The sequence below is a fragment of the Kitasatospora sp. NPDC058063 genome (assembly GCF_042885395.1).
Lineage (GTDB): Bacteria > Actinomycetota > Actinomycetes > Streptomycetales > Streptomycetaceae > Kitasatospora > Kitasatospora lactacystinica.
In genome coordinates this window covers 352,551-379,193 of the sequence record NZ_JBHVSD010000007.1, presented here as the reverse complement: position 1 = coordinate 379,193, position 26,643 = coordinate 352,551, and the positions used below count along the sequence as shown (strand labels likewise).

Genomic DNA, 26,643 nt, shown 5'->3' with positions numbered 1-26,643 from the left:
TCCGGGCCCCGGATGCCTTAGATCGGTCGCCAAAAACGGTTTAAGGCCCCGCCTCACCCAGATACATAGGTGAGACGGGGCCTTAGGCCTTACTTAGAGGGCCTTAGATGCCTTAGATGCCTTAGGAAGGAAGGGCCGACAGCCTAGGCCGCACCCAGCTTCTCCAGGATCAGGTCCTTCACGCGGGCGGCGTCGGCCTGGCCGCGGGTGGCCTTCATGACCGCGCCGACCAGCGCGCCCACGGCCTGGACCTTGCCGTCGCGGATCTTGGCGGCGATCGCCTCGTTCTCGGCGATGGCCTGGTCGACCGCGGCACCCAGCGCGGAGTCGTCCGAGACCACGGCCAGGCCGCGCTTCTCGACGATCTCGTCCGGCTCGCCCTCGCCGGCCAGCACGCCCTCGATGACCTGGCGGGCCAGCTTGTCGTTGAGCTTGCCCTCGGCGACCAGCGCGGCGACCCGGGCGACCTGCGCCGGGGTGATCGGCTGCTCGCTCAGCTCGGTGCCGGTCTCGTTGGCGCGACGGGCCAGCTCGCCCATCCACCACTTGCGGGCCTGGTCGGCCGGGGCACCGGCCGCGATGGTCTCCTGGATCGGCCCCACCGCACCGGCGTTGAGCACCGACTGCATGTCCTTGTCGGACAGGCCCCACTCCGCCTGCAGCCGGGCACGGCGCACCCGCGGCAGCTCGGGCAGAGCGGCGCGCAGCTCCTCGACCCACTCGCGGGTGGGGGCCACCGGCACCAGGTCCGGCTCGGGGAAGTAGCGGTAGTCCTCGGCGTTGTCCTTGATCCGGCCCGAGGTGGTGGAGCCGTCCTCCTCGTGGAAGTGGCGGGTCTCCTGGACGATGGTGCCACCGTCGGTCAGCACCGTGGCGTGCCGCCGGACCTCGAACCGGGCCGCCCGCTCCACGCTGCGCAGCGAGTTGACGTTCTTGGTCTCCGAGCGGGTGCCGAAGGTCTCGGTGCCGTTCGGGCGCAGCGACAGGTTGACGTCGCAGCGCATCTGGCCCTTGTCCATCCGGGCCTCGGAGACGCCGAGCGAACGGATCACCTCGCGCAGCTCGGCGACGTACGCCTTGGCGACCTCGGGGGCGCGCTCGCCGGCGCCCTCGATCGGCTTGGTGACGATCTCGATCAGCGGGATGCCGGCCCGGTTGTAGTCGAGCAGCGAGTGGGTGGCGCCGTGGATGCGACCGGTGGCCCCGCCGACGTGGCTGGACTTGCCGGTGTCCTCCTCCATGTGGGCGCGCTCGATCTCCACCCGGAAGGTCGAGCCGTCCTCCAGCTGCACGTCGAGGTAGCCGTTGAAGGCGATCGGCTCGTCGTACTGCGAGGTCTGGAAGTTCTTGGGCATGTCCGGGTAGAAGTAGTTCTTCCGCGCGAACCGGCACCACTCGGCGATCTCGCAGTTCAGCGCCAGGCCGATCTTGACGGCCGACTCCACGCCGACCGCGTTGACCACCGGCAGCGAACCCGGCAGGCCCAGGCAGGTCGGGCAGGTCTGGCTGTTCGGCTCGGCACCCAGCTCGGTCGAGCAACCGCAGAACATCTTGGTCTTGGTGCCCAGCTCGACGTGGACCTCAAGGCCCATCACCGGGTCGTACGACGCGAGAGCGTCCTCGTAGGAGACCAGGTTCATGACGCTCACAGCGTCCCTTCTCACTTGAAGCTTGGGAGGTACGGGCCCGGCCACCGCGTCGCGCGGGGCCGGGCCAGGGCACTTGACTCAGCCCAGCAGCACGTCGTCGGAGCCCAGCCGGCGCAGCTCGCGCACCAGCAGGGCGGTGCCGGTGACCAGCGCGGCGGCGCCGACCAGGGCGTTGACCAGCTTGAGGGTGTCGCTCTCCTCGCGGGCCTTGCGGACGTCCTTGGCCACGGAGATCGCGCCGAACGCGCTGGTGCCGATGGACAGCCACAGACCGGGCTTGGAGTGCTTGAAGCCCTTCAGCGAGCCGGAGCCCTTGGTCTTCTCGATCTTGCTCACAGTGCCGGTGCCTCCTCCAGCAGGGTGTGCCCCCACTTGTCGTTGAGTGCGGCCTCGACGGCGCCGCCCACGCGGTACAGGCGGTCGTCCGCCATCGCGGGTGCGATGATCTGGAGGCCGACCGGGAGATTGTCCTCCGGGGCCAGGCCGACCGGCAGCGACATGGCCGCGTTGCCCGCCAGGTTCGACGGAATCGTGCACAGGTCGGCCAGGTACATCGCCATCGGGTCGTCGGCGCGCTCGCCGATCGGGAAGGCGGTGGTCGGCGTGGTCGGCGAGACCAGGACGTCCACGCCCGCGAAGGCCGCGTCGAAGTCGCGCGAGATGAGGGTGCGGACCTTCTGGGCCGAGCCGTAGTAGGCGTCGTAGTAGCCCGAGGACAGCGCGTAGGTGCCCAGGATGATGCGGCGCTTGACCTCGTCGCCGAAGCCGGCCTCGCGGGTCAGCGCGGTGACCTCCTCGGCCGAGCGCGAGCCGTCGTCGCCGACCCGCAGGCCGTAGCGCATCGCGTCGAAGCGGGCCAGGTTGGAGGAGCACTCCGACGGCGCGATCAGGTAGTACGCCGGCAGCGCCAGGGTGAAGGACGGGCAGGAGACCTCGACGACCTCGGCGCCCAGCTCGCGCAGCAGCTCCACCGACTCGTTGAAGCGCTGCATCACGCCGGCCTGGTAGCCCTCGCCGGCGAACTCCTTGACGACGCCGATCCGCATGCCGCGGATGTCGCGCATCCGCGCGGCCTCGACGACGGCCGGCACCGGCGCGTCGATCGAGGTGGAGTCCAGCGGGTCGTGCCCGGCGATGGCCTCGTGCAGCAGGGCCGCGTCCAGCACGGTGCGGGCGCACGGGCCGCCCTGGTCCAGGCTGCTGGAGAACGCGACCAGGCCGTAGCGGGACACCGAGCCGTAGGTCGGCTTGACGCCGACGGTGCCGGTGACGGCGCCGGGCTGGCGGATCGAGCCGCCGGTGTCGGTGCCGATCGCCAGCGGGGCCTCGAAGGCGGCCAGCGCGGCGGCCGAACCGCCGCCGGAGCCGCCGGGGATGCGGGAGAGGTCCCACGGGTTACCGGTCACGCCGTACGCGGAGTTCTCGGTGGAGGAGCCCATCGCGAACTCGTCCATGTTGGTCTTGCCGAGAATGACCACGCCGGCGTCCTTGAGACGGCTGGTCAGCGTGGCGTCGTACGGCGGGATCCAGCCCTCGAGCATCTTCGAGCCACAGGTGGTCGGGATGCCCTTGGTGGTGAAGACGTCCTTGAGCGCGAGCGGGACGCCGGCCAGCGGGCCCAGCTCCTCGCCCTTGGCGCGCTTGTCGTCGACGGCCCTGGCCGCGGCCAGCGCGCCCTCGGTGTCGACGTGCAGGAAGGCGTTGACCTTCTTGTCGACGGCGTCGATGCGGTCAAGGTGGGCCTGCGCGACCTCGACGGCGGACACCTCGCCCTTGGCGATGGCGCCCGCGGTCTCGGCGGCGGTGAAGCGAATCAGCTCGGTCATCTCGGTCAGTCCTCCCCGAGGATCTGCGGCACACGGAAACGCTGCTCCTCGGCGGCGGGGGCGCCGGACAGCGCCTGCTCCGGGGTGAGCGACGGCCGGACCTCGTCCGCACGCATGACGTTGGTCAGCGGCAGCGGGTGGGAGGTCGGCGGGACGTCCTGTCCGGCGACCTCGGAAACGCGGGCGACCGCGCCGATGATCACGTCGAGCTGCTCGGCGAAGTGGTCCAGCTCTTCGGGCTTCAGCTCAAGACGCGACAGCCGGGCGAGGTGGGCGACCTCCTCGCGCGTGATGCCAGGCATGCAGCGATCCTCAGGGTGAGTTCTGGTGAGACCCGGCTGTGCCTTGCGGGCGGTGCCGGGCCCGGGCAGGAGCAGCCGGTTCCGGCGCTCCGTCCTCGTGGTCTTTGGACCCCATCCTATGGGGCCCGTCCCCCGCCCCGGCCAACGAGTGAGCCGCGGCGCCCGTCACCGGCCCTCCCCGGGGCCGGACCGCGACCTCCGGCGGGCTACTGCGGCCGGGTGCGGGCCCAGCCCTGCGGTTTGATCTCCCGGTGCGCGGCCTGCACCACCTGGGCCACCGGCGGCAGCGTGGGCGGGATGACCGGCGGCCGGACCGGCGGGAGTGTCGGCGGCAGCACCGGCGGCCTGGCCGGCGGGACGATCGGCTTGGCGTTCGGGACCGACGGGAAGCCCGCAGGCAGCTGGGGCGGCAGGCCGAGCCGCTCCACCGGCGGGGCGCCGGTGCGGTGCACCCGCAGCCAGGCGGTGGCCTGCTCGGCCGGCAGCGCGGCCGACACCAGCCAGCCCTGGACGGCGTCCACGCCCATGCAGTGCAGCCGTTCCCAGGTCTCGTCGTCCTCGACGCCCTCGGCGACCACGGTCAGGCCCAGCGAGTGGGCGAGCTCCACCGAGCAGCGCACCACCGCCGCGTCGTGGTCGTCGGCGACCATCCGGGAGACGAAGGAGCGGTCGATCTTCAGCTCGCCGACCGGCAGGCTGCGCAGCCGCACCAGCGAGGAGTGCCCGGTGCCGAAGTCGTCCAGGGACATCCCGACGCCGTAGCCGCGCAGCTCGGCCAGGGTGTCGGCGGCCCGCCGGGAGTCGTCCAGCAGCAGCCGCTCGGTGATCTCCAGCTGGAGCGCGTGGGCCGGCACCTGGTGGCGCACGAGGTGGCCGGCGACCCGCTGGGCGAAGCCGGGGTTGAGCACGTCGCGCGGCGAGACGTTGACCGCGACCTGCACCTGCAGGCCCTGGTCGCGCCAGTACGCGAGCTGGCCGACGGCCGCCTCCAGCACGTAGTCGGTGAGCCGGGGCATCAGGCCGCTGGACTCGGCGAGCCCGACGAACTCGTCCGGCGGGACCTTCCCCTGGCCGGGGCGCTCCCAGCGCAGCAGCGCCTCCAGGCCGACCACCCGGCCGTCGAAGGCCACCTTCGGCTGGTAATGCAGCTGCACCTCGCCGGTCTCCAGCGCCCTGCGCAGGTCCCCCAGCAGCCCGATCCGGTACGGCGTGTCGGCGTCCTGGGTCTCGTCGTACTGGGCGACGCCGCAGTGTCCGCGCTGGGCGTGGCCCATCGCGACGTCGGCCCGGCGCAGCAGGGCCTCCGCGTCCTGGGCGTGCTGCGGGTAGACGCAGACGCCGCCGCTGGCCTCCAGGACGAGCAGCAGCCCGTCCAGCCGGATCGGGGCGGCCAGTTCGGCGATCAGCGCCTTGGCGACCCGCTCCAGGCTGTCCGGGCAGTTGATGCCGGGCAGCAGGACGGCGAACTCGTCGCCGCCCATCCGGGCCACCATGGGGCGGCCGCGGCGGTAGTGCCGGGGCAGGCCGGCGAAGACGTCGTCGATGGACTCCCGGGTGGCGCTGCCGGCCGGTCCGCCGGAGCGCAGGGCCCGGTGCAGCCGGCGGGCGATGTGAACCAGCAGCCGGTCACCGGCCGTATGACCTAGTGTGTCGTTGAGTGATCGGAAGCGATCGAGATCGAGCAGGATGAGACCGACGCTGTAGCCCTGACCACACTCCGCGATCGCCTCCTGGGCGGCCAACAGCAGGGCCTGACGGTTGGGCAGATCCGTCAGCGGGTCGGTCAGCTGATCGCGGGCGCGGTCCCGGGCGATCCGCCAGGCCGCCACCAGCACCGCCAGGGGCACGGCGAACAGCGGCAGCAACTCGGGTTCGTACCGGTAGACCAGGACGGCCAGCGGGATGAGCGGCGCGGCTCCGGCCAGCAGCACGCCGAGCAGCAGGACCGCACCCGCCACCCCCTGCGGCGGGCGTGTGGGCGCACCGCCGGTCGTACGATCCATAAGCCCTGTCCTCCGTCGGGCCCGCCCCGTCGGGCCGCCTTACGGTGAGGCACCGTGCCGGTACCGACAGCTGCCGGGCATGGAGCGACCCCGCGGAACACCGGCCCAGCCGGTGCCCCCACCCCTGCTGACACTCTGTTGCGCTCCAGGGTATGCCGGGGTCCACCCGGTGGGCAGACTTTCGGACAACCGGAAACGCGCCACCGCTCTCGGGTGCCGCACAGTGACACAATGCCCGCTTTCACTGTGCGGCACCCGGTGACGTTGCATCAGGACGATAACAACACCGATCCGGTCACCGACCGCTCGGGTCCGCTCCGGGTCAGTCCTCGACGGGCTCCTTCTTCGCCTCCCCGGCCTCCTCCGGCTCCGGAAGCCCCAGGTGGGCACGGGCGGCGGACGGACCGTCGGCGAGCAGGACGGCGAACCCGGCGTCGTCCAGGACCGGCAGGCCGAGCTGAACAGCCTTGTCGTACTTGGACCCAGGGTTGTCACCAGCGACCACAAAATCGGTCTTTTTCGAAACCGAACCGGTCACTTTCGCTCCGCGCGAGGTCAGCGCCTCCTTGGCGCCGTCCCGGGTGTGGCCGGCCAGGGTGCCGGTCACCACCACGGTCAGGCCCTCCAGCGGGCGCTCCGCCTCCTCCTCGTCCGCGAACTCCTCGGTGAAGCGGACGCCGTCCGCCTCCCAGTTCCGGAGGATCTCCCGGTGCCACTCCTCCGCGTACCACTCCCGGATCGAGCGGGCGATGGTCGGGCCGACCCCCTCGACGGCCGCCAGCTGCTCCTCGCTCGCCTCGAAGATCTTCGTCAGATCGCGGAACTCCCGGGCCAGCGCCTGCGCGGCGACCGGACCGACGTGCCGGATCGACAGCCCGTTGACGAACCGCCACAGCGGCCGCCCCTTCGCCGCGCCCAGGTTGTCGATCAGGGCCTGGAGCGACTTCTTCGGCTCGCCCTTGGTGGTGGCGAAGAAGAAGACCTCCTTCTCCTTGCCCGTCCTGTCGTCCAGCTTCGGCATGCCGGTCTTCGGGTCCCGGACCAGCACCTTGATCGGCAGCAGCTTCTCCCGCGTCAGCCGGAAGATGTCGGCCTCGTTCCGCACCGGCGCCTCGGCCGGCTCCAGCGGCTGGGTCAGCGCGGTGGCCGCGACGTAGCCCAGCCCCTCCACGTCCAGGCACTGCCGCCCGCCGAGGAAGGCGATCCGCTCCCGGATCTGGGCCGGGCAGCGCTCCGCGTTCGGGCAGCGCAGGTCGATGTCGCCCTCGGCCATCGGCCGCAGCTCGCTGTCGCACTCCGGACAGTGCGAGGGCATCACGAAGGCCTGCTCGGTGCCGTCCCGCAGGTCGTAGACCGGGCCGAGGATCTCCGGGATGACGTCGCCGGCCTTGCGCAGCACGATCGTGTCGCCGAGCAGCACGTCCTTGGCCTTGACGACCTCCTGGTTGTGCAGCGTCGCGTACTGCACCATCGAGCCGGCCACCTTCACCGGCTCGGCCAGCACCGCGTACGGGGTGGCCCGGCCGGTGCGGCCGATGCCGACCTTGATCTCGGCCAGCCTCCCGGTGACCTCCTCCGGCGGGTACTTCCAGGCGATCGCCCAGCGCGGGGACTTGGAGGTGGCGCCGAGCCGGCCCTGCAGGGCGATCTCGTCCACCTTCACCACGACGCCGTCGATCTCGTGCTCGACCGAGTGCCGCTGCTCGCCGAAGTGCGCGATGAAGGCCCGCACCTCGGCGAGCGTCCCCACCACCTGGTTGTGGCGGGCGGTGGGCAGGCCCCAGTCGTGCAGCAGCCGGTAGGCGTGCGACTGGTTGTCGATGTCGAAGCCCACCCGGGCGCCGATGCCGTGCACCACCATGTGCAGCGGGCGGGAGGCGGTGACGTGCGGGTCCTTCTGGCGCAGCGAACCGGCGGCGGCGTTGCGGGGGTTCATGAACAGCCGGATCAGCGCCCGGGGCCGCTTGCCCTCCTTGGCGCGCTCCTCGTTCTCCTGCCGGCGGCGCTCGTTCTCCTCCGCGAAGGAGGCGTTGAGCGCGTCGAACTCCTCGGTCGGGAAGTAGACCTCGCCGCGGATCTCCACCAGCTCCGGGATGTTCTCGCCCTTGAGCCGGTGCGGGATCTCCTTGATGGTGCGGACGTTGGGGGTGATGTCCTCGCCGACCCGGCCGTCGCCGCGCGTCGCCGCCTGCACCAACTGGCCGTTCTCGTAGGTGAGGTTGACGGCCAGGCCGTCCACCTTGAGCTCGCACAGGTAGTGGTAGTCGATGCCCTGCAGCTCGGTGGCGACCCGCTCGGCCCAGGCGGCCAGCTCCTCGTCGTCCATCGCGTTGTCCAGGCTGAGCAGCCGCTCGCGGTGCTCGACCTCGGCGAACAGCCCGGTGGCCGCGCCGCCGACCTTCTGGCTCGGCGAGTCCGGGGTGACCAGGGCCGGGTGCTCGGCCTCGATCCCCTCCAGCTCCCGCATCAGCGCGTCGAACTCGGCGTCGCTGACGACCGGCGCGTCCTGCTCGTAGTACCGGGCCCGGTGGTCGGTGATCTCCTGCGCCAGCTCGGCGTGCCGCCCGCGCACCTCCGCCGGGACGTCCTCCCAGCCCTCGACAGCCGTCACCGCAAGCCCTCCTGCACTCTCATTCCGGGTTGTCCACCAGGCTCTGTGCCGCCCGCGCCGCGGACGACAGCGCCCTGCGCGCGTACGCCGGGGAGGCCCCGGCCAGCCCGCAGGTCGGTGTCACCAGCACGCGGCGGCCCAACAGCTCCGGGGCGAACCCGAGCCTGCGCCACAAGGTCCTGACACCCTGGACACTACCGGCAGGGTCGGACACCGCCTGGTCAGTGGCGGGGACGACACCGGCGAGGATCGTCGTGCCGCCCTCCACGGCCTCGCCGAGGTCGTCGTCCTGGCGCTCGGTGAGGAGCGAGAAGTCGAGGGAGATCCCGGCGACCCCGGCGCGGCGCAGCAGCGGGACCGGGACGTCCGGCGCGCAGCTGTGCACCACCACGGGCGCGTCGAGGTTCCGGATCACCTCGCGCAGCACCTCCTCGGCGACCTGCCGGTCGACGGCGCGCAGCCGCTGGAAGCCGCTGGCGGTCTTCACCGACCCGGCCAGGACGGCGGGCAGCGAGGGCTCGTCCAGCTGCAGCACGACCTCGGCGCCGGGCACCCGCCTGCGGACGTCCGCGAGGTGGCGGCGCAGGCCCTCGGTGAGCGAGCCGGCGATGTCACGGCACGCGCCGGGGTCGGCGAGCGCCTTCTCGCCGTGCTTGAGCTCGATGTTCGCCGCCAGCGTCCAGGGGCCGACGGCCTGGACCTTGAGCGCGCCCTGATGGCCCTGGGTGAACTCCTCCAGCGCGTCCAGGTCCTCGCCGAGCCAGGAGTGGGCGCGCCGGGTGTCCCGGCCCGGACGGTCGGTGAACCGCCAGCCGCTCGGCTCGGTCTGCGCGAACAGTTCGACCAGCAGGCCGGCGCCGCGCCCGATCATGTCGGCGCCCGGCCCGCGGGCGGGCAGCTCGGGCAGGAACGGCAGGTGCTCCAGTGCCCCGGTGGACGTCTTGGCGGCCTCCCGGGCGTCGGTGCCGGGCAGCGAGCCGACGCCGGTGGCGGCGCCGCGCAGGTCGGGGAAGGTGTGTGGGGTGCTCACCCGCCCGAGCCTACTCAGCCGGACGGCCCCGGTGCCGGGCGCGGGGCCCGGCACCGGGGCCGTCGGGCATGCGGAGGCCGTCGGGTACGCGGGGGCCGTGTCGAAATCCGGTCCGCGCACGGAAAGTCGGACCGGCCGGCCTCCCGTGCGGCGCGCTACCGCCCGGGGCGGACGGTGATGTCGGTGATCTCCGCGTCCCGGGAGGCGTCGAGAGCGGCGAGGATCGCCCCGGCGACGGACGCGGGCTCGATCCAGCGGCCGGCGTCGTACTCCTTGCCCTCCTGCTGGTGCACCTTCACCTGCATCGCGGTGGCGGTGCGGCCCGGGTAGACCGAGGTGACCCGGACGCCGTTGGCGTGCTCCTCCTGGCGCAGCGCGTCGGCGAGCGCCTTGAGGCCGTGCTTGCTGGCCGCGTACGCCGACCACTCGGCGTGGGCGTTGAGGCCCGCGCCGGAGTTCACGAAGAGCACATGGCCCTTGACCAGCCGGATCGACGGCAGCAGCAGACGGGTCAGCTCGGCGGGGGCGACGAGGTTGACGTTCAGCGTCTCCTGCCAGGCCTTGGGGGTCAGGTCGCCGACCGGGCCGAGCTCGACCGTGCCCGCGACGTGCAGGAGGGAGTCCAGCTCGACCGGCAGCTGCTGGTGGCCGAAGGCCCAGGACAGCTTGCCCGGATCGCCGAGGTCCCCGACGAGGGTGCGGGCCCCGGGGAAGCGCTCGCGCAGTTGGGCGGCCCGACGGGCGTCGCGGGCGAGCAGCCAGAGCTCGTCCCCGCGCTCGGCGAGTCGCTCGGCGAGTACGGCGCCGATGCCGGAGCCGGCGCCAGTGATCAGATGTGCAGCCATGGTCGTGATCCAATCAGGCCTTGAGCTGGGCGAAAACCTCGGCGGGCGTGTCCGCGAAGGTGATCAGCTCGGCGAGCGGGCGCGGCAGGAAGCCCTCGGCGTCCATCCGCTCCATCTGGGTGCGCAGGCCCGTGTAGAAGCCCTCGGTGTCCAGGACCACCACCGGCTTGTCGAACATCCCGTGCTTCTTGAGCTCCAGCACCTCGGTGACCTCGTCCAGGGTGCCCAGCCCGCCCACCAGCACGACGATCGCGTCCGCTCGCGAGGCCAGCTCGGCCTTGCGCTCCGGCAGGTCGGCCGTCCACACCAGCTCGTCGGCGCCGACGTACGCCTTGTGCCGCAGCATCTCGACCATCACGCCGACGAGCGTGCCGCCCGCCGCCTTCACCTCGTCGGCGAGCAGCCCCATCAGCCCGGCGTTCGAGCCGCCCCACACCAGCGTGTGCCCGCCCTCCCCCAGGAGCCGGGCGAACTCCGCGGCGGGGGCGGAGTAGCGGTCGTCGAGCGAGTACGCGGAGCAGAAGACAGAGATATTCATAGTGCCGTCCGGTCTATCACGCCCCGCGGCAGGACTTCACCGGGGATTCCTCGCCGGGCGCGGGGCGGGCTCAGGCGGTGACGGCCGGGCGCTCGGTGGTGGCGATGGTCGCGGAGCCGACGACACGGGTGCCGTCGTAGACGACCACGGCCTGGCCGGGGGCGATGCCCCGTACCGGGGTGTCCAGTTCCACCCGCAGCTCGCCGTCGACGACCGAGGCGCTCACCGGCACCTCCTCGCCGTGGGCGCGCAGCTGGGCGGTGTAGCGGCCGTCCGCCAGGGGCTCGGTGCCGCACCAGCGGGGGCGGATGGCGGTCAGCCCGGTCACGTCGAGGCCCTCGACCGGGCCGACCGTGACGGTGTTGTTCACCGGGGAGATGTCCAGCACGTAGCGCGGCTTGCCGTCGGCCGCCGGGCGGCCGATCCGCAGGCCCTTGCGCTGGCCGATGGTGAAGCCGTACGCGCCGTCGTGCTCGCCGAGCTTGGTGCCGTCGACGTCGAGGATGTCGCCGGTGGCGGTGCCGAGGTGCTGGGCCAGGAAGCCCTGGGTGTCGCCGTCGGCGATGAAACAGATGTCGTGGCTGTCGGGCTTCTTGGCGACGGCCAGGCCGCGGCGCTCGGCCTCGGCCCGGATCTCCTCCTTGGTGGTGTCACCGAGCGGGAAGAGCGAGTGGGCGAGCTGGTCGGCGTCGAGCACGCCGAGGACGTAGGACTGGTCCTTGGCGCCGTCCACGGCCCGGTGCAGCTCGCGCGAGCCGTCCGGCAGGTCGACGATCCGGGCGTAGTGGCCGGTGCAGACGGCGTCGAAGCCGAGCGCGATCGCCTTGTCCAGCAGCGCCGCGAACTTGATCTTCTCGTTGCAGCGCAGGCACGGGTTGGGCGTGCGCCCGGCCGCGTACTCGGCGACGAAGTCGTCGATGACGTCCTCGCGGAAGCGCTCGGCGAGGTCCCAGACGTAGAAGGGGATGCCGATCACGTCGGCCGCTCGCCAGGCGTCCCGGGAGTCCTCGATGGTGCAGCAGCCGCGCGCGCCGGTCCGGAAGGACTGCGGGTTGGCGGAGAGCGCCAGGTGGACGCCGGTCACCTCGTGCCCCGCTTCGACGGCGCGGGCGGCGGCGACGGCGGAGTCGACTCCGCCGGACATCGCCGCGAGCACGCGCAGACGGCCGGTGGACGGAGCGGTCGGGGCACCCGGGAAGTCAGTCATGGTGAGTACAAGCCTACGGGGCCGCCGGACATGCCCACCGCGCGGAGCAACTACCGCCGCACCGACGCCAGCCCCGCGTTGCGCGCCCGCTCGACGACCGGCCCGATGGCCTTCCCCAGCGCCGTGACGTCCTCCGGCACCGAGGTGTGCCCGAGCGAGAACCGCAGGGAGGCGCGCGCCAGCAGCGGGTCGACGCCCATCGCGAGCAGCACGTGGCTGGGCTGCGGCACCCCGGCCGAGCAGGCGGAGCCCGTCGAGCACTCGATGCCCTGGGCGTCCAGCAGCATCAGCAGCGCGTCTCCCTCGCAGCCGGGGAAGGAGAAGTGCGCGTTGGCGGGCAGCCGGCCCTCGGCCGACGGGTCGCCGTTGAGGATCGCGTCCGGTACGGCGGCCAGCACCGACGCCACCAGTTCGTCCCGCAGCGCGCCGAGCGTGACCGCGTGCTCGGCCCGCCGCTCGACGGCGAGCGCCGCGGCGGCCGCGAAGCCGGCCGAGCCGGGGGCGTCGAGAGTGCCGGAGCGCACGTCGCGTTCCTGCCCGCCGCCGTGCAGCAGCGGTACGGGCGCGGCGCCCCGGGAGAGCAGCAGGGCGCCGATGCCGAACGGGCCGCCGATCTTGTGCCCGGTGACGGTGAGCGCGGTGAGGCCGGACTCGGTGAAGGAGACCGGGACCTGACCGAGCGCCTGCACGGCGTCGGCGTGCACCGGGATGCCGTACTCGGCCGCCACGGCGGTCAGTTCGCGCACCGGCTGGACGGTGCCGACCTCGTTGTTGGCCCACATCACGGTGACCAGCGCCACCGACGCCGGGTCGCGTTCGATCGCCGACCGCAGCGCCTCGGGGTGCACCCGGCCGTACCCGTCCACCGGCAGGTACTCGACCTCGGCGCCCTCGTGCTCGGAGAGCCAGTGCACCGCGTCCAGCACCGCGTGGTGCTCGACGGGGCTGCACAGCACCCGGGTGCGGGCCGGGTCGGCATCCCGGCGGGCCCAGTACAGGCCCTTGACCGCCAGGTTGTCGGATTCGGTGCCGCCGCCGGTGAGCACGATCTCGCTGGGGCGGGCGCCCAGCGACTCGGCCAGCGATTCCCGGGACTCCTCGACCACCCGGCGGGCCCGGCGGCCGGCCGCGTGCAGAGCCGAGGCGTTGCCGACCACCCCCAGGTGCGCCGTCATCGCGGCGATCGCCTCGGGCAGCATCGGCGTGGTCGCCGCATGGTCCAGGTATGGCATAACCATCCGATTGTAGAGCGCGGCACCACAGCGGGTTCCGGGCCGGGGCAGTTTCAGCCACGCACGGCCCGCGCCGACCGGCACCGGCCCGCACCGGCCCGGACGCACCGCGGACGAACCACGGGTGCGCCGCACCGCGGACGCACCACTGCCGGACGGCCGCGTCCGGCAGTGGTTTGTACCACTGAGCCACCCAGCGGTTAGCCTGACGCCATCAGTCAGCCGGATCCACGGGAAACGCCATGTCGCAGTCGGTCGACCGCGCGCTGACCCTGCTCGACGCACTCGGCGACGCGCCGCTCTCGCTGGAGCAGGCCGCCAGCAGCCTCGGGGTGCACAAGTCCACCGCCCTGCGGCTGCTGCGCACCCTGGAGGAGCACGGCTTCGCCCGCCGCCAGCCGGACCTGCGCTACCGGCTGGGCGGCCGGGTGCTCTCGCTGGCCCACCGCGCGCTGGAGGACTTCGACGTCCGGCAGGTCGCCGCGCCGTACCTGGCCGCGCTCAACGCCCGCTGCGGATACACCGTCCGGCTGGCCGTGCTGCACGACGGCGAGGTGCTCTACCTGGACGAGGTGGCCGGGTTGCCGGGCGCCGAGCCGTCCCGGATCGGGCGCCGGGCCCCGGTGGACGGGACGGCGGTCGGCCGGGTGCTGCTCGCCGGGCTGTCGGCGGACGGCGTCCCCGAGGAGCCCGAGCTGGCGGCGGTGCGCCGCCGGGGCTGGGCGGCCGAGTCCTGCGAGCACCGGGAGCCGGTGACCTGCGTGGCCGCGCCGGTCGCGGGCAGCGGCGGACGGACGGTCGCGGCCTGCGCGCTGAGCGCCCCGGCGAGCGAGGTGCCGCCCGGCGAACTGGCCCGGATGGTGCCGGAACTGCTCTGCACGGCCGAGGCGATCTCGCTCGCGTACGGCGGCTCGCCTACTCCTCGCTGGTGCGAGAACCGTTGCGGTGCCAGGCCCGCGGGGCACGCCAGCCGTACTTCAGCGCGAGCATCCGCAGCCCGAAGGCGGTGAGCGCGGCCGCGGTTCCGGTGATGCCGGTGAGGCGGTCCGCGCCGATCAGCAGCGCGACCAGGGTGGCGCCGACCAGGGCCGGGACGGCGTAGATCTCCCGGTCCCAGCGCAGCAGCGAGGGGATCTCCCCGGCCAGCACGTCACGGATCACGCCGCCGCCGGCCGCGGTCACCATGCCGAGCGCGATCGCCGCGACCGCGCCGAGCCCGAAGTCGTGGGCCTTGGCGGTGCCGGTCACGCAGAACAGCCCGAGCCCGAGCGCGTCCAGGGTCTGCACGGCCCGGTTGATCCGCTCGACCTCCGGGTGCAGGAAGAACACCACCAGCGCGGCGCCCAGCGGGGTCAGGAAGTAGCCGAGGTTGGTGAACGCGGCGACCGGGGTGGCGCCGATCACCAGGTCGCGCATCACGCCACCGCCGAGGGCGGTGACCTCGGCCAGCACACAGATCCCGAAGATGTCCATGTTCTTGCGGACGGCGAGCAGGCCCCCGGAGAGGGCGAAGACGAAGATGCCGACGAGGTCCAGCGACTGCTGCACGTCGGTCGGGAAGAGCTGGGATGTCACCGTCCATGTGTACCCGATTCGCGCGGGTGTTCCGGCGAACGTCCGTGCTCCGGATACGAACGCACCGCCGGAACGGCGGCGAACCCCTTGCGCGCCGTGGGGCCGAACCGGTTCGGCTAGCCTCCGCCTGTGAAGCTCGCGAAGCCCGGGTCGGCCCCGAAGCCGCCGCCGGAGCCGTCGAAGTCGCCGAAGCCGCCGAAGCCGCCCACGCCGACCCGGTCGTCGAAGCCGCCCGGGTCGCCGGGCTCCCCCGCCTCCGCCCGGCTCGGCTGGCTCGACGCGCTGCGCGGCATCGCCGCCCTCGCCGTCGCCATGCACCACTTCGGGCTGCTCGGCAAGATCCCGCACGCGGGCGGGGTGCCGCGCCACCTGGACCTCGGCTTCTTCGGCGTGATGCTGTTCTTCCTGGTCAGCGGGTACATCATCCCGGCCTCGCTGGAACGCCGGGGCGACGTCCGGGCGTTCTGGACGGGGCGGCTCTTCCGCATCTACCCCGCGGTGGCCGTCACCGTTTTGGCGAGTCTGCTGGTGCTGCCCCGCAGCGGCCAGATCGTCCAGAGCTTCCCCTTCGACCACCCGGTGCTGTCGCTCGCCGCCAACGGCCTGCTGCTCCAGGACCTGCTGGGGGTGCCCAGCACCATCGGGGTGATGTGGTCGCTCACCTACGAGATGGTCTTCTACTACTTCGTCTGCGCCCTGTTCGTGCGGGGGTGGCACCGGCACAGCGCGCCGATCGCGGTCGGCTTCGCGTCCGTCGCCCTGGTGCTCGGCACCTGGCTGCCGATCGGCGGGATCTCGGTGGACCTGGCGGCCACCAGGCACCTGGTGGCCGCGGCCGGGATCGTGGTGCTGATGGCGGCGGCCTGCATCGCCACCGCCCGCCCGGACCTGACCCGTTGGGGCGCGCTGCTGCTCGGCGGCCTGGGCCTGGTCCTGATCACGGTGAACAACCGGACCACCGGCTTCGAAACCATGCTGATCTTCGCGACCATGTTCGCCGGCACCGTGCTGTACCGGCTGGAGCACGGCCTGCTCGACCGGCTCCCGGCCCTGCTCTGCTGCGGCTTCGTGATCGTCACCGGCGTCACGGTCGGCTACCTGTACAACCGCGACACGGCGCTCTGGCACACCTGGACGCCCTCGTGGGAGTCCTTCTCGTCCGCCTACCTGGCCGCCTGGGCCCTGTTCGCGGCCGCCATGCTGCTGCGCCGCCGCCGCTTCCCGCGCTGGCTCTGCGGGCTCGGCACGATCAGCTTCTCGGTCTACCTGCTGCACGGCCCGCTGATGTACTTCCTCGGCTGGAAGCTGCGGGACTACCCGCCGATCGTCGGGCCGAAGGGGCAGGCCGCGCTCACCCTCGGCTACCTGGGGGCGGTCGTGGTGCTCTCCTGGCTGTCGTACCGGCTGGTCGAGATCCCGTTCCAGAACCTGGGCCGCAGGGCGGTCCGGGCGCTGGACCGCCGCTTCCCGGCCCCCGCCCCGGCGCCGCCCGCCGCGGCCGCCCCGGGTCCGCGCGTGCCGGAGCCGGAGCCGGCCGCCGGCGTCTGAGGCGCGGACCGCCAAAAGGCCGCCCGTCCCCGGAAGTCCGGGGGCGGGCGGCCTCCTGCGTACGTGCGAGGGCCTCAGGCCGTGGCGCCGGCCGTCGCCTTCTCCGGAGCGTTCTCCGGGAAGTGGCAGGCCACCTGGTGCCCGGTCGCCAGCACCGTCAGCGGCGGCTCCTGGCTCGCGCACACGTCCTGCGCCTTCCAGCACCGGGTGCGGAAGCGGCAGCCGCTGGGCGGGTTGATCGGCGAGGGGACGTCGCCCTTGAGCAGGATGCGCTCGCGGCCCGCGCGCTGGCGGCGGCGCGGGTCGGGGACGGGCACGGCGGACATCAGCGCGTTGGTGTACGGGTGCATCGGGCTGCGGTAGAGCGAGTCCCGGTCGGCGATCTCCACGATCTTGCCGAGGTACATCACCGCGACCCGGTCCGAGACGTGCCGGACCACCGAGAGGTCGTGCGCGATGATCAGGTAGGTCAGCCCGAGTTCCTGCTGGAGGTCGTCCAGCAGGTTGACCACCTGCGCCTGGATCGAGACGTCCAGCGCGGAGACCGGCTCGTCCGCGACGATCATCTTCGGCTTCAGCGCGAGCGCCCGGGCGATGCCGATGCGCTGGCGCTGGCCGCCGGAGAACTCGTGCGGGTAGCGGTTGTAGTGCTCGGGGCTGAGCCCGCACAGTTCCAGCAGCTCCTGGACGGCCTTCTTGAGCCCGCCCTCCGGCACCGCGTTCTGGAGCTTGAAGGGCGCGCCGACGATGGTGCCGACGGTGTGCCGGGGGTTCAGCGAGGAGTACGGGTCCTGGAAGATCATCTGGATGTCGCGGCGCAGCGGCCGCATCGCCCCGACGCCCAGGTGGGTGATGTCGGTGCCCTCGAACTCGATGGTCCCGCCGGTCGGTTCGTCGAGCCGGGTGACCAGTCGGCCCATGGTCGACTTGCCGCAGCCGGACTCGCCCACGACGCCCAGGGTCTCGCCGGCGTTGACCGTGAAGTCGATGCCGTCGACGGCCCGCACCGCGCCGGTCTGGCGCCGCAGCAGCCCGCCGCGGATCGGGAAGTGCCGGGTCAGGCCGGCCACCTTCAGCAGCGGCTCGCGGCCGGGGGCGGGTGCCGGCGACGGAATCGTGGCCGCCTGAGTGTCCGTCATCGGTTCTCTCCAGAAAGGTGGTACGAGGCCGGGCTCACAGCCGGGGCGCGATCTCTTCGGCGAAGATGCGGTGCCGCTCGTCGGCCGCCAGGTGGCAGGCCGCGAAGTGCCCGGGCGCGGCCTCGGCCAGCACCGGGAGCTCGCCGGTGGAGCGCCCGCCGGTCAGGGCGGCGTACGGGCAGCGCGGGTGGAAGGCGCAGCCGGACGGCACGTTGATCAGGCTGGGCGGGGTGCCCTTGACCGGCACCAGCCGGTCCTGGAGTTCCCGGTCCAGCCGCGGCATCGACCCCAGCAGGCCCCAGGTGTAGGGGTGTTCGGGCGCGTCGAAGAGGGTCTCGGCCGGGCCGCGCTCGATGCACTTGCCGCCGTACATGACCAGGATGTCGTCGGCCAGCTCGGCGACCACCCCGAGGTCGTGGGTGATGATGATGACGGCGGAGCCGAACTCCTCCTGGAGGTCGCGGATGAGGTCCAGGATCTGCGCCTGGACGGTGACGTCCAGGGCGGTGGTGGGCTCGTCGGCGATCAGCAGCGAGGGGTCGTTGACCAGCGCCATGGCGATCATGGCGCGCTGGCGCATGCCGCCGGAGAACTGGTGCGGATAGTCGTCCACCCGGCGGTCGGGCTGCGGGATGCCGACCCGGTCGAGCATCTCGATCGCCCGGGCCCTGGCCTGCTTCTTGGAGGCCTGCGGGTGGTGCACCCGGTACGCCTCGACGATCTGCTGCCCCACCGTGTAGTAGGGGTGCATCGCGGTCAGCGGGTCCTGGAAGATCATCGCCATGTCCCGGCCGCGCAGTTGGCGCACCCGGTCCGGGCCGGCCGCGATCAGGTCCTCGCCGTTCAGCCGGATCTCGCCGCTGATCCGGGCCCGCTTGGAGCGGTGCAGGCCCATGATGCCCAGCGAGGTGACGGACTTGCCGGAGCCGGACTCGCCGACGATGCCGAGGGTGCGCCCCTTGTGGAGGTCGAAGCTGACCCCGTCCACCGAGCGGACCAGGCCGTCGTCGGTGTCGAAGTGGATCCGCAGGTCGCGGACCGAGAGGAAGGGGTCGCCCGGCGGGGTCTGCGCGGCGTCCGCCGGGGACTTCTGGAGGTCGGTCACGAGAGCCTCACCCGGGGGTCGACGAGCGCGTACAGGAGGTCGACCACGAGGTTGCAGGCGACGATGAAGAAGGCGGCGAGCAGGGTGACGCCGAGGATCTTGGGCAGGTCGTTGTCGGAGATCGCCTGGACGGCGAACTGGCCGACGCCCTGGAGCGAGAAGACCTGCTCGGTGATCAGCGCGCCGCCGAGCAGCAGCCCGAGGTCCATGCCGAAGATCGTGACGATCGGGGTGAGCGCGGCGCGCAGCCCGTGCCGGGTGACGACCTTGCGCTCGACCAGGCCCTTGGCCCGGGCGGTGCGGATGTAGTCCTCGCTCATGGTCTCCAGCATTCCGGCGCGGGTGAGCCGGGCGTAGAGCGCGGAGTAGAGGAAGGCCAGCGAGATCCAGGGCAGGATCAGGTTGCGGGCCCACATCAGCGGGTTGTCGGTGAGGTTCACGTACTGCAGGTTGTCCAGGATCGGCCACTCGTAGCTGAACAGCGTGAGCAGCAGCGCGCCGGTGAAGAAGACCGGCAGCGAGACGCCGGCGAGCGCGACGCCCATGGAGAGCCGGTCGAAGATCGAGCGCGGCTTGAGCGCGGAGACGACGCCGGTGGCGACGCCGGAGACCAGCCAGAGCACCGCCGCACCGGCGGCGAGCGACATGGTGACCGGGATCCGCTTGGTCAGCTCGGGCCAGACCTCCAGGTGGTTCTTGAAGGAGTAGCCGAAGCAGGGCACGTGACAGGTGGCCGGTTCCGGGCCGAACGTGTACTCGGCGCCGCTGACCAGCCCCTTGAGGAAGTGCCAGTACTGGGTGTACAGCGGCTGGTCGAAGCCGAGGTTCTGCTTGACCGCGGCGATCGCCTCGGGCGACGGGTTCTTCCCGATGTACTGGGCGGCCAGTTGGTCGGCCGTCTCTCCGGCGAGTCGCGGGAGCAGGAAGAAGATCGCGAAGGTGACCACGCTGACGACCAGCAGCAAAATCGCCGCCGCGATGATCCTGCGGATGATGTAGGCAAACACAGTTGGGCGGCTCCGGCGGCCCGCCGCCGTCCGGGATCTTCCGGACGGCGGCGGGCGCCGCTGCCTTCACCTGCCTTCAGGGATGCGGAGCCAGGCTCTTACTTGGTGGAGCCGATGTTCAGGTAGTCGTACTCACCCGAGAACGCCGAGGTGGAGACCAGGTTGGTGGCGTTGTCCGGGCGGTACAGGAAGACCTTGAAGTAGGTCAGCGGGACGTAGACCGCCTGCTCCATGACCTTCTTGTCGACGTCGCCGTAGATCTTCTCGCGGGCGCCCTTGTCGGGGTTGATCGCGGCGTCGTCGATCATCTTGTTGACGGCGGAGTCGTTCAGCTGGGCCAGGTTGTTGTTGCCGGACGGCTTGATGGTGCGGCCGTCGACGATCTGCTGGAGGAAGCCGTAGCCGGTCGGCCAGTCGGCGCCCCACTGCATCATCATCAGGCCGATGTTGTGCTCGGCCGCGAACTGCGGGGACCCGGCGGCGTCCTGCAGGTACTTGCCCTGCGGGTACTGCTGGATCTCGGCGTTGATGCCGACCTTCTTCAGCGCGGCCTGGATCGAGGTGGCCGCGGCGACCTCGGTGGCGCGCTCGGTGCGGGCCGACAGGACGGTGTTGATGCCGCCCTCCTTGCCGCAGGCCTTCAGGGCTTCCTTGGCCTTGGCCTCGTCGCCCTTGTTGTCCTTGGTCTCGTACAGGTTGAAGTCCTGGTGGCCCGCGATGTCCGGCGGGAGGACCGTGTTGGCGATCTGGCCGCGGATCGGGCCGCCGAGCGCGGTCTGCACCGAGACCTTGTCGATCGCGTACTGGACGGCCTTGCGGCACTCGACGTTGTCGAACGGCGCGAGCTTGGAGTTGATCGCCATGTACACCAGACGGCCGCCGTAGGCGTTGTCGGTGCTGGCCTTCAGCTTCGGGTTCTGCAGGATCTGCGCCTGGGTCTGCGGGTCGACGCCGCCGCCCACCAGGTCGACCTGGGCGTTGCCGGCCAGCAGGTCCTTGTCGATGGTGGCCTGGTCGATGTTGAACTTGAGCACGATCTTGTCCGCGAGCTGCTTGCGGATCGGGTCGGTGCTCTTGTCCCAGTTGGTGTTCGGCACCAGGACGGCCTGCTTGCCGTCCTCGTAGGACTCGAACTTGTAGGAGCCCGAGGACGCGATCTTCTTCACGTACTCCGCACCGGTGTCCTTGGCCTGCGGGACGGGCACGGTCTCCGGGGCGCTGACCAGGTAGTCGAAGTCGGCGAAGGGGTGCTGCAGGTGGAAGACGATCGTGGTGTCGTCGGGCGTCTCGATCGAGTTGAGGCCGCCCTCCTTGTCCTTGTACGGACCCGCGTACGGCGTGGCGTTGTCGACCAGCAGGTCGTGGAAGTACACCGGGCCGTTGGAGTTCACGTCCAGCGCGTAGTTCGAGCGCTCGATGGCGTACTTGACGTCCTTCGAGGAGATCGGGGTGCCGTCGTCGTACTTCAGGCCCTTGCGGAGCTTGTACGTCCAGGTCAGGCCGTCCGCGCTCTGCTGGCCCATCGACTCGGCGAGGTCCGGGACGAGCTTGTTGCCCTCCTCGCCCGGCGCCGGGTTGAAGGTGGTCAGCGGCCGGCCGTACAGACGCGAGAAGTTGTAGATGTACGCGTAGTACGTGTTGCCCGGGTCGAGCGAGTCGGGGGTGCCCTTCATCTCGTAGGTCACCGTCCCGCCCTTCTTGTCCGAGGCGTTGACGATGCCCTTGGTGGCCGCGTTGGCACCGGAGCCGCCCTCGGCGGAGCCGGAGGCCGTGGACGACCCTCCGTTCTTCGACGAACTGGTGCAACCGGTCACGACCAGGACCGCGGCGGCAGCCGCCGCGGTCAGGGCGACGGTACGGGACCTACGCATGGGTGAGATCAACCCCTTGAGGATGTGGAGGAGGGATTCTGACGCACCGTCGAGTGACGGGTGGTCCGAGTGACGCAAGGTCAGTTGTTCTTGGGGTCGAGGGCGTCGCGCAGCCCGTCGCCGAGCAGGTTGAAGGCGAGCACGGTGACGAAGATCGCCAGGCCGGGGACCACCATGTACTGGGGGTCCACCTGGTAGTACCGGATCGCGTCCTGGAGCATCCCGCCCCAGGAGGCCTGCGGGGGCTGGATGCCGACGCCGAGGAAGCTCAGCCCGGCCTCGAAGAGGATGTTGGTCGGGATCAGGAGGGTCGAGTAGACCAGGATCGGACCGACCAGGTTGGGCAGCAGTTCCTTGAACAGGATGAACGGTCCGCGCGCGCCCAGGCTGCGGGCCGCGTGGACGAACTCCCGCTCGCGCAGCGAGAGCGTCTGGCCGCGCACGATCCGGCCCATGTAGGGCCAGTTGAAGAAGCCGATCACGAAGATCAGCACCAGCATGTGCAGCGGCAGGCCGTGCAGGCCGAACGCGCCGCCCTGGAGCGAGGTCGAGATCGCGATGGCGAAGAGCAGCAGCGGGAACGCCAGGAAGACGTCCATCACCCGGCTGATCAGGGTGTCCACCCAGCCGCCGTAGTAGCCGGCCATGATGCCGAGCACGGTGCCGATGGTGTTGGACAGCAGGGTCGCGCCGAAGGCGACCAGCAGGGAGACCCAGGAGCCCTCGATGACGCGGGTGAGCAGGTCACGGCCCTGGAGGGGGTCGACGCCGAGCGGGTGGTCCCAACTCATGCCGCCCCAGTCGCCGAACGGCAGACCGCCGAGGTCGGCGTCCAGCAGGTCCTGGTGGAGGGCGTCCGGGTCGAGCCCGAACATCGACTCGATCGGCTTGGCGAGCACGGCGAGCAGGATCAGCAGGATCACCACGACGCCGCCGGCGACGGCGGCCTTGTCCCGCTTGAAGCGGGTCCAGGCGATCTGGCCGAGGGAGCGGCCCTCGATCTTCTTGGCCGGGCTTGCGGTGGCGGGTGCCTCCGGATCGTTCCCGGCGGTGGTCACGGTTGCGGTCATGGTCAGTTGGTCCCCTCGCCGACGGTGGCCGGCCCACGGGTGCCGGTCGCCGGCTTCGGCGGTGCGGCTGCGGACGTGCGGAGGTGCTTAGGAGGAGCGGGTGTTGACGGCAGTGCGTCGTGCACAGGCACTGCCACCACGCGGGATGGGCGTCGCGTGGGCGGACTGTCGGCGTGCGCGCTCGCCCTTGTGGGGTTCAAGCACGCGCGGTGCGTTGCGCAGAACTCTCTGCCATCCGAACTGGCTTGCGCCAGCCCTGCCAACCGACAGATGCCCAACTGTGATCTGCGTGCATGCACCTCCCCGGTCTTCGGCATATACCTCTTCACATGGCTGTAACTGCCATGTCAAGATGGCCTGAGCACACATCCGGAAATTCGTCCGGAAAGCATCGAAGCCGACTTGATGGACAATCAAGTCGGCTTCGGGGAATGGGTTTTGGAATCAGCGCCCGGGGTAGCCGGGCCACGGCCGCTGCGGCGGCTGCTGCTGCCAGCCCTGCGCCGGCGGCTGGGTGCCGTACCCGTAGCCCGGCATCGACTGCCCCGGGTACGGCGGCGGGGGCACCGGCGGGTACGGACCGGTCGGCGGGCGGCCCGCCTCCCGGTCGAAGAACGGCCGCGCGTTGGCGCGCATCCACAGCGCCACCGGGTCGTACTCGTCCGACATCGCCACCGTCGACACCGCGAGCCCCTCCGGGGCCACCGCGATCGCGCGCTGCATCAGCGCCCGCACCGCCTCCACCGCCGGCGGCGAACTCTCGTACAGGTCGAGGCCGATGGCCAGGTACGGCTCCCCCACCGCGGGCTGCACCCAGGCCCTGCGCAGGGCCCGAACCGCGCGCACCTCGGCGGCCTGCCGCTCCAGCAGCGCGAAGAACGACTGGGCGTTCAGCTGCGGCTCGCTCAGCTTCAACGGCCCGGCCGGCAGCCGGTCCAGGCCCGCGGCGATCCGCCGCAGGTCCGCCCAGGGCACGCCGACGCCGCCGCCGGGCGCGTGCGGGTTGAGCCACAGGCCCCAGCGGGTGCGGTAGAGCGAGGCCGCGATCTCCCGGCCGGAGATGACCTCGTGGGCCCGCGCCCAGCCGGAGGCGGTCAGCTGCTCGGACGAGGTGACGGCCGGCGCGTAGCCGTGGCCGCTGATCTCCATGTTCCCGTACTGGGCGTCCGGGCTGCCCGGCGTGCCGTGCCACAGCAGCATCCAGACCTGGCCGTCCGCCAGCGCGTGCAGCAGCCGCTCGTACGCGTCGTAGCGCTCCGGCGCGACGTCGCGCAGGGCGCGCTCCAACGCGCCGGGATCAGCTCCCGGGCGCCCGGCCGGTGCCTGGCCCCAGGGCCCCGGCACACCGCCCGCTCCCGTTCCCGCACTCATGCGCCCACCTCGCCGCGCCTCTTTCCCTCAACCCGCCGGCCCGTCGGCCGTCTGCACGCACCCTATGGCGCTGCACCGGCCACCGCCACGGCGACGTGCCTTTGATACGAACCCCGCTCAGCCCCGCGAATAGAACGGCTGTACCCGGGTGAGCAGCCACTCGACCACCGGGTCGTCGGCGAGGTCGAGCAGTACGAGGTGGACGCCGCCGGGCAGCGGCGCGGTTCCCAGCGCTCGGCCGAGCGCGTCGTTCACCGCGGCCGGATCGGCCGGTACCGCCGGGTCCAGCTGGACGCCCACGAACATCACGGTCGGCTCGCCCTCGATGCTGGCCAGCGCCCTGCGGGCGGTCAACACTCCCGGCAGCGCCGACAGTTCGCCCCGGCAGGCGGCCAGGAAGTGCTCCGGGTCCTCGCCCGGCACCGGCTCGCGCAGCGCCACCCGGCCGCCGGTCGGCGCCGCGGCGTCGTCGGCGGCCTCCCAGCGGTCCCCGCGCGGACCGCGCCGCAGCTCGGCGACCCCCTGCGGCGGCACCGGGATGCCCACGGCCGCGTCGGGGTTCACCGCGATGCCCACGCCCAGCGGCAGCCCGCGGGCGAACTCCCACACCGGCGCCACCGCGAAGGCCATCCCCGGCGCCTGCTGGAGGAACACCTCCTGCGAGGAGAACACCGGCACGTACGGGTCGCCGCCCAGCTCGACGGTCGGCAGGTCCAGTGCCTGCCCCTGCGGATCGGCCCCGGCCGGCAGCGGCACCCACACCTGGCTGCGCGCCAGCACCTCGATCACCCGCGGCGTCGCGCCCGGGTCGCCCAGGGCCGCGGTCAGCACCTGCTCCAGCTCGTTGGCCGGCCAGGAACCGCCCGCCGGCGCCTCCTGCGGTCCGCCCCACCCCTGCTGCTGCTCCACCGGGTACCCCATGCGCCGCCGATCCCGCCCTCTGCCGCTCGGCCGCCCTCTGCTGCGCCGACGCGCAGCAGTCTAGGGCCCCCGGGCCCTCCCCTTTAGGGCTCGTGTTCGGGTGCCCCGCGGGCCCCGGTCCCGGGTGCCGTCCCGGGCCCGCGTCCGGATGCCGCGCGGTGTGACCGGGTCCCCTCTCCCCTCTCCGTCCCGGACGTGCCATGATGTGCCCGTCCGACGGCATGCGCCGCGGGCCCCCACAACTCCATACCGGCCGCTCGAACCCGCGCGGGAGAGCCCGGAGTGCCGTTCAGGCACAGCCGGCGCCGAAGGAGCAAGTCCTCCCCGGAATCTCTCAGGCACCCCTACCGCACGGGTTAGGCACATCTGGAAAGCGGCGCCCGGCCCTGTCGTGCGCCCACCCACGGTGCAAGCCGTCATGCTGTCCCCCAAGCTGGAAACAGCTGCGGGCGGCGGGCGGTGAAGCTCTCAGGTTCGACGACAGATGGGGAGACCCACGCCGCCGCATGCCCGCGCGCAGGGTCGGCCCCCAGCGGGTCCGGTCCGGCGCGTGCACCCCTGAGTGCCCCGACCGAGGAGTTCCTGGCCATGTCGTCCCTCCGCCTGACCGCGCTCGACGCGCTGCACCGCGCCCTCGGCGCGACCATGACCGACTTCGCCGGCTGGGACATGCCGCTGCGCTACGGCAGCGAGCGCGAGGAGCACCTCGCGGTCCGCACCCAGGCCGGTCTGTTCGACCTCTCGCACATGGGCGAGATCACCGTCACCGGCCCGCAGGCGGGCGAGATGCTGGACCACGCGCTGGTCGGCTTCGTCTCCGCGCTGGGCGTGCTGCGCGCCCGCTACACCATGATCTGCGCCGAGGACGGCGGCATCCTGGACGACCTGATCGTCTACCGCCTGCGCGAGGACGCCTTCCTGGTCGTCGCCAACGCCTCCAACGCCCAGCTGGTCCTCGACGAGCTGATCGCCCGTGCCAAGGGCTTCGACGCCGTCGTCACCGACGACCGCGACACCTACGCGCTGATCGCCGTCCAGGGCCCGGAGGCCACCGGCATCCTGGCGAAGACCACCGACGCCGACCTGCCCGGCCTGAAGTACTACGCGATCCTCCCGGCCCGGGTGGCCGACCGCGACGTGCTGCTCGCCCGCACCGGCTACACCGGTGAGGACGGCTTCGAGATCTTCTGCCGTCCGGCCGACGCCGAGGCGGTCTGGCAGGCGCTGACCGCCGCGGGCGAGGGCCACGGCCTGATCCCGTGCGGCCTGTCCTGCCGCGACACGCTGCGCCTGGAGGCCGGCATGCCGCTGTACGGGCACGAGCTGTCCACCGACCTCACCCCGTTCGACGCCGGCCTGGGCCGGGTCGTCCGCTTCGACAAGACCACCAACGAGGGCGCCTTCATCGGCCGCAAGGCGCTGGAGCAGGCCGCCGCCGCGGCCGAGACCAACCCGCCGAAGGTGCTGGTCGGCCTGGTCTCCGAGGGCAAGCGGGTTCCGCGCGCCGAGTACACCGTGGTCTCCACCGAGGGCGAGCCGATCGGCCGGATCACCTCCGGCTCGCCGTCCCCGACCCTGGGCAAGCCGATCGCGATGGCCTACGTCGACGCCGCCCACGCCGCCCCCGGCAGCACCGTCGCGGTGGACGTGCGCGGCAAGCACGAGCCCGTCCAGGTCGTGGCGCTGCCGTTCTACAAGCGCGCCCGCTGACCTGTCGCCGCGGCCCCCGTTTTTCCGTTTGCGCACGTCGCGGCCGTCCGCGCGGCGGCCCGCTTCGTCGTACCCGCTTCCCA

Annotated in this window: 21 protein-coding genes, 1 pseudogene and 1 riboswitch; of the genes and pseudogenes, 3 read left to right on the top strand and 19 right to left on the bottom strand. The window is 72.1% G+C overall.

Translation table 11 applies throughout. From position 1 onward, the window contains the following. Positions 1-143: 143 nt before the first annotated feature. From gatB to ACFVUY_RS15155, 11 genes and pseudogenes are all read right to left on the bottom strand, one after another. On the bottom strand, positions 144-1,649 hold the full coding sequence (gatB, locus tag ACFVUY_RS15205) for an Asp-tRNA(Asn)/Glu-tRNA(Gln) amidotransferase subunit GatB (protein ID WP_387730049.1): 1,506 nt from the start codon (positions 1,647-1,649) through the stop codon (positions 144-146). A 78-nt stretch (positions 1,650-1,727) separates the two neighbouring features. Continuing rightward, positions 1,728-1,985, bottom strand: a complete 258-nt coding sequence (locus ACFVUY_RS15200; protein ID WP_359901541.1) for a hypothetical protein — start codon at positions 1,983-1,985, stop codon at positions 1,728-1,730. Beyond that, complete coding sequence (gene gatA, locus ACFVUY_RS15195) at positions 1,982-3,475, bottom strand: Asp-tRNA(Asn)/Glu-tRNA(Gln) amidotransferase subunit GatA (protein ID WP_387690768.1); 1,494 nt, start codon at positions 3,473-3,475, stop codon at positions 1,982-1,984. The genes ACFVUY_RS15200 and gatA overlap by 4 nt, the downstream gene beginning before the upstream one ends. A gap of 5 nt (positions 3,476-3,480) precedes the next feature. Continuing rightward, positions 3,481-3,777 carry an Asp-tRNA(Asn)/Glu-tRNA(Gln) amidotransferase subunit GatC gene (gene gatC / locus ACFVUY_RS15190; RefSeq protein ID WP_030057414.1) on the bottom strand — a complete coding sequence of 99 codons (297 nt, stop codon included), beginning with the start codon at positions 3,775-3,777 and terminating at the stop codon, positions 3,481-3,483. Positions 3,778-4,229: 452 nt separating this feature from the next. Continuing rightward, a pseudogene (locus ACFVUY_RS15185) lies at positions 4,230-5,717 on the bottom strand (putative bifunctional diguanylate cyclase/phosphodiesterase); the annotation flags it as partial. 385 nt (positions 5,718-6,102) lie between these two features. Further along, positions 6,103-8,391, bottom strand: a complete 2,289-nt coding sequence (ligA, locus tag ACFVUY_RS15180; RefSeq protein ID WP_387730047.1) for an NAD-dependent DNA ligase LigA — start codon at positions 8,389-8,391, stop codon at positions 6,103-6,105. A gap of 19 nt (positions 8,392-8,410) precedes the next feature. Further along, positions 8,411-9,421, bottom strand: coding sequence for a methionine synthase (locus ACFVUY_RS15175; RefSeq protein WP_359901529.1), 1,011 nt, complete (start codon positions 9,419-9,421; stop codon positions 8,411-8,413). A gap of 155 nt (positions 9,422-9,576) precedes the next feature. Then, positions 9,577-10,266, bottom strand: coding sequence for an SDR family oxidoreductase (locus tag ACFVUY_RS15170; RefSeq protein ID WP_387690776.1), 690 nt, complete (start codon positions 10,264-10,266; stop codon positions 9,577-9,579). Positions 10,267-10,279: 13 nt separating this feature from the next. Next, a complete protein-coding gene (locus tag ACFVUY_RS15165) occupies positions 10,280-10,804 on the bottom strand; it encodes a TIGR00730 family Rossman fold protein (protein WP_387690778.1) in 525 nt (174 codons plus the stop codon). Between the two features lie 70 nt (positions 10,805-10,874). Beyond that, positions 10,875-12,011, bottom strand: coding sequence for a tRNA 2-thiouridine(34) synthase MnmA (gene mnmA, locus ACFVUY_RS15160; RefSeq protein ID WP_387730044.1), 1,137 nt, complete (start codon positions 12,009-12,011; stop codon positions 10,875-10,877). 50 nt (positions 12,012-12,061) lie between these two features. Beyond that, a complete protein-coding gene (locus ACFVUY_RS15155; protein WP_387730042.1) occupies positions 12,062-13,243 on the bottom strand; it encodes a cysteine desulfurase family protein in 1,182 nt (393 codons plus the stop codon). A 242-nt stretch (positions 13,244-13,485) separates the two neighbouring features. Here ACFVUY_RS15155 and ACFVUY_RS15150 point away from each other — a divergent pair, with 242 nt between their 5' ends. Continuing rightward, positions 13,486-14,253, top strand: coding sequence for an IclR family transcriptional regulator (locus tag ACFVUY_RS15150; RefSeq protein ID WP_359901515.1), 768 nt, complete (start codon positions 13,486-13,488; stop codon positions 14,251-14,253). Here the strand turns inward: ACFVUY_RS15150 and ACFVUY_RS15145 are convergent. Next, positions 14,159-14,818, bottom strand: coding sequence for a trimeric intracellular cation channel family protein (locus ACFVUY_RS15145; RefSeq protein ID WP_387730040.1), 660 nt, complete (start codon positions 14,816-14,818; stop codon positions 14,159-14,161). The genes ACFVUY_RS15150 and ACFVUY_RS15145 overlap by 95 nt on opposite strands. A gap of 129 nt (positions 14,819-14,947) precedes the next feature. Here ACFVUY_RS15145 and ACFVUY_RS15140 point away from each other — a divergent pair, with 129 nt between their 5' ends. Next, on the top strand, positions 14,948-16,366 hold the full coding sequence (locus ACFVUY_RS15140) for an acyltransferase family protein (RefSeq protein WP_387730038.1): 1,419 nt from the start codon (positions 14,948-14,950) through the stop codon (positions 16,364-16,366). A gap of 74 nt (positions 16,367-16,440) precedes the next feature. On the opposite strand, the gene ACFVUY_RS15135 is transcribed toward ACFVUY_RS15140, so the two are convergent. From ACFVUY_RS15135 to ACFVUY_RS15105, 7 genes are all read right to left on the bottom strand, one after another. Further along, positions 16,441-17,505, bottom strand: a complete 1,065-nt coding sequence (locus tag ACFVUY_RS15135; protein ID WP_387730035.1) for an ABC transporter ATP-binding protein — start codon at positions 17,503-17,505, stop codon at positions 16,441-16,443. 34 nt (positions 17,506-17,539) lie between these two features. Then, positions 17,540-18,610 carry an ABC transporter ATP-binding protein gene (locus ACFVUY_RS15130; RefSeq protein ID WP_387690788.1) on the bottom strand — a complete coding sequence of 357 codons (1,071 nt, stop codon included), beginning with the start codon at positions 18,608-18,610 and terminating at the stop codon, positions 17,540-17,542. Next, complete coding sequence (locus tag ACFVUY_RS15125) at positions 18,607-19,617, bottom strand: ABC transporter permease (RefSeq protein WP_380359380.1); 1,011 nt, start codon at positions 19,615-19,617, stop codon at positions 18,607-18,609. Before ACFVUY_RS15125 ends, ACFVUY_RS15130 begins: the two co-directional genes overlap by 4 nt. Before the next feature lie 98 nt (positions 19,618-19,715). After that, entirely contained in the window at positions 19,716-21,488 is a 1,773-nt protein-coding gene (locus ACFVUY_RS15120; protein WP_387690791.1) for an ABC transporter substrate-binding protein, read from the bottom strand. A gap of 80 nt (positions 21,489-21,568) precedes the next feature. Then, a complete protein-coding gene (locus ACFVUY_RS15115) occupies positions 21,569-22,558 on the bottom strand; it encodes an ABC transporter permease (protein ID WP_359901496.1) in 990 nt (329 codons plus the stop codon). Positions 22,559-23,002: 444 nt separating this feature from the next. Then, entirely contained in the window at positions 23,003-23,929 is a 927-nt protein-coding gene (locus ACFVUY_RS15110; RefSeq protein WP_387690793.1) for an enhanced serine sensitivity protein SseB C-terminal domain-containing protein, read from the bottom strand. Positions 23,930-24,046: 117 nt separating this feature from the next. Next, the gene (locus tag ACFVUY_RS15105; protein WP_387730033.1) at positions 24,047-24,850 is read right to left on the bottom strand and encodes an enhanced serine sensitivity protein SseB; all 804 of its coding nucleotides are present in this window, start codon (positions 24,848-24,850) and stop codon (positions 24,047-24,049) included. Between the two features lie 258 nt (positions 24,851-25,108). Further along, positions 25,109-25,210, top strand: a riboswitch (glycine riboswitch). A gap of 228 nt (positions 25,211-25,438) precedes the next feature. Here ACFVUY_RS15105 and gcvT point away from each other — a divergent pair. After that, on the top strand, positions 25,439-26,560 hold the full coding sequence (gcvT, locus tag ACFVUY_RS15100) for a glycine cleavage system aminomethyltransferase GcvT (protein ID WP_387690797.1): 1,122 nt from the start codon (positions 25,439-25,441) through the stop codon (positions 26,558-26,560). The last annotated feature ends 83 nt before the right edge of the window (positions 26,561-26,643 follow it).